Below are 2,560 nucleotides of genomic sequence, written 5' to 3'. Positions count from 1 at the left end.
TGTGCTTCGGTGTACTACGGATACAGGTTCGGATGTCTCTCAGGCCCTGCGGGTGCTTGCGGTTCGGGCCGTGGCTGGATCGCAACCCGACCCGGAGCGCGCCGGAATCAGGCGCGAATCACGCCGCGCGGCGTCCCAGCGGCGCCCCCACGGCGCCCACCGGCGCGGCAGGCGGCTCCGCCCCGGCCGGATCGGGCTGGATGAAGGCCATCTGCATGTCGCGCATGCGTTTCTTCTCGCGGGCCATCATGATCTGGTTGGCCACGATCACCCCGATCGTCACCGCGCTGATAAAGAGCGTGGCCAGCGCATTCATCTCGGGATTGAGCCCCAGGCGCACCCGCGAGAACACCACCAGCGGCAGCGTGGTCGAGCCCGGGCCCGAGAGGAACGCGGAGAGCACCAGATCGTCGATCGAGAGCGTGAACGAGAGCAGCCAGCCCGAGATGAGCGCCTGCGAGATCAGCGGCAGCGTGATCACGAAGAACACCTTGAAGGGTGTCGCGCCCAGATCGAGCGCGGCCTCCTCCAGCGAGCGGTTCATCTCCTTGACCCGCGACTGCACGATGATCGCCACGTACGAGACGCACAGCATCACGTGGCCGATCCACATGGTCAGCACGCCCCGGCCCTTCGGCCAGCCCAGGAACTGCTCCATCGCCACGAACAGCAGCAGCAGCGAGATGCCCTGGATCACCTCGGGAATCACCAGCGGCGCGTTGATCATGCCCGCGAAGAGCGCAAAACCCCGGAAGCGCCCCATGCGCGCGAGCACATAGCCCGACCACGTGCCGATCACGACCGAGGCGAACGCGGTCATCAGGCCGATCTTCAGCGACAGCCACGCGGCGTTGAGCAGTTCGTCGTCCTGCAGGAGCGCGGCGTACCACTTCAGCGAGAAGCCCGACCAGACGGTGACGAGCTTCGATTCGTTGAAGGAATACACCACGAGGCTGATGATCGGGATGTACAGGAACAGAAAGCCGAGTGTAAGCACACCGGTGGAGAGGGTGCGGTTGGGCCTGATCATTTGCCTTGCTCCAGTTGCCTGACCTGGTTGTGCTGGAAGAGGGCCATCGGCACGAGCAGCAGCAGCACCATCGCCACCGTGACGGCCGAGGCCATCGGCCAGTCCATGTTGTTGAAGAACTCGTCCCACATCACGCGGCCGATCATGAGGGTGTCGGCGCCGCCGAGCAGTTCGGGGATCACGTACTCGCCCACCGCGGGGATGAACACGAGCAGGCTGCCGGCGATGATGCCGTTCTTCGAGAGCGGCAGCGTAATGCGGGTGAAAGCGACCCAGGGCTTCGCGCCGAGATCGTAGGCGGCCTCGAGCAGGGTGAGGTCCATCTTGACGAGGTGGGCGTAGAGGGGCATGACCATGAAGGGGAGGTAGGAATAGACCATGCCGATGTAGACGCCCGCGTCGGAGTGATAGAGGCGCAGGGGCGAGTGGATGAGGCCGATGGCCATGAGGGCGTGGTTCAGGAGCCCGTCGTCCTTGAGGATGCCGATCCAGGCGTAGACGCGGATCAGGAAGGAGGTCCAGAAGGGCAGCATGACGCCCATCATGAGGAGGTTGCGGGTGGCGGGGTTCGAGCGGGCGATGTAGTAGGCGACGGGGTAGCCGATGAGCAGGCACAGGAGGGTGGAGACGGCCGCCATCTTCAGGGAGCTGATGTAGGTGGCGATGTAGAGGTCGTCCTGGAGGAGGAAGGCGTAGTGGCCGAGCTGCAGGGCGAAATGGACGACGCCGTCCTTCATCCCGACGAGGTTGGTGTAGGGGGGCACGGCCATCATCTGGTCGGCGAAGCTGATCTTGAACACGAGCACGAAGGGCACGGCGAAGAAGAGCGTGAGCCAGAGGAAGGGCACGCCGATGACGGCGGTGCGGCCGGAGGGCACGAAGCGGGAGAACAGGCGCGAGAAGACGCGCAGCGCGCCGCCGGAAGCGGCAGAGGCATGGGTGGAGGGCAGGGAAGTACTCATGGTGTCCTCTTCCTCATTGCGTGAGCACGACGCCGCTGGCGGGCGACCAGGAGACGTAGACGTCGTCGTTCCAGGCGGGCGCGCCCTCGCTCATGAGGTGCGAGCTGGAGAGGTTGGAGACGACCACCTTGCCGCCGGGCAGGCGCACGTGGTAGAGCGAGTAGCTGCCCATGTAGGCGACGTCGGAGACGACGCCGCGTGCCCAGTTGTGGGGCGTGCCGGGCTTCTCGCGGGTGACGCGCACGCGCTCGGGGCGCACCGAGATGCCCACGGGCATGCCCAGCGGCCCGGTGATGCCGTGGCTGACGTACATGCGCGTTTCGAGGTCCCCGCTCTCGACGAAGATGTGGTCGGGCTCGTCCTCGACGACCTTGCCCTCGAAGAGGTTGGTCGAGCCGATGAATTCGGCGGAGAAGCGGCTGTTGGGGAATTCGTAGACGTCGGAGGGCGTGCCGGTCTGCACGATGCGGCCCTCGCTCATGACGGCGAGGCGGTTGGCCATGGTCATGGCCTCTTCCTGGTCGTGGGTGACCATGACGCAGGTGACGTCGACCTTGTCGATGATGCC

General features: G+C 65.5%; 3 protein-coding genes. All 3 read right to left on the bottom strand.

The features are described from left to right. Positions 1 to 118 precede the first annotated feature (118 nt). Positions 119 to 1,030, bottom strand: coding sequence for an ABC transporter permease subunit (locus tag V8683_RS31230; RefSeq protein WP_411192012.1), 912 nt, complete (start codon positions 1,028 to 1,030; stop codon positions 119 to 121). After that, positions 1,027 to 1,992, bottom strand: coding sequence for an ABC transporter permease subunit (locus tag V8683_RS31225; RefSeq protein WP_411192013.1), 966 nt, complete (start codon positions 1,990 to 1,992; stop codon positions 1,027 to 1,029). Before V8683_RS31225 ends, V8683_RS31230 begins: the two co-directional genes overlap by 4 nt. Positions 1,993 to 2,005: 13 nt before the next feature. Then, positions 2,006 to 2,560: TOBE domain-containing protein (locus V8683_RS31220; protein WP_462849710.1), on the bottom strand; the 555-nt coding region annotated here is incomplete at its 5' end.

It is taken from the genome of Paraburkholderia sp. AV2, from assembly GCF_054968425.1.
This window is presented reverse-complemented; position numbering and strand designations above follow the sequence as displayed.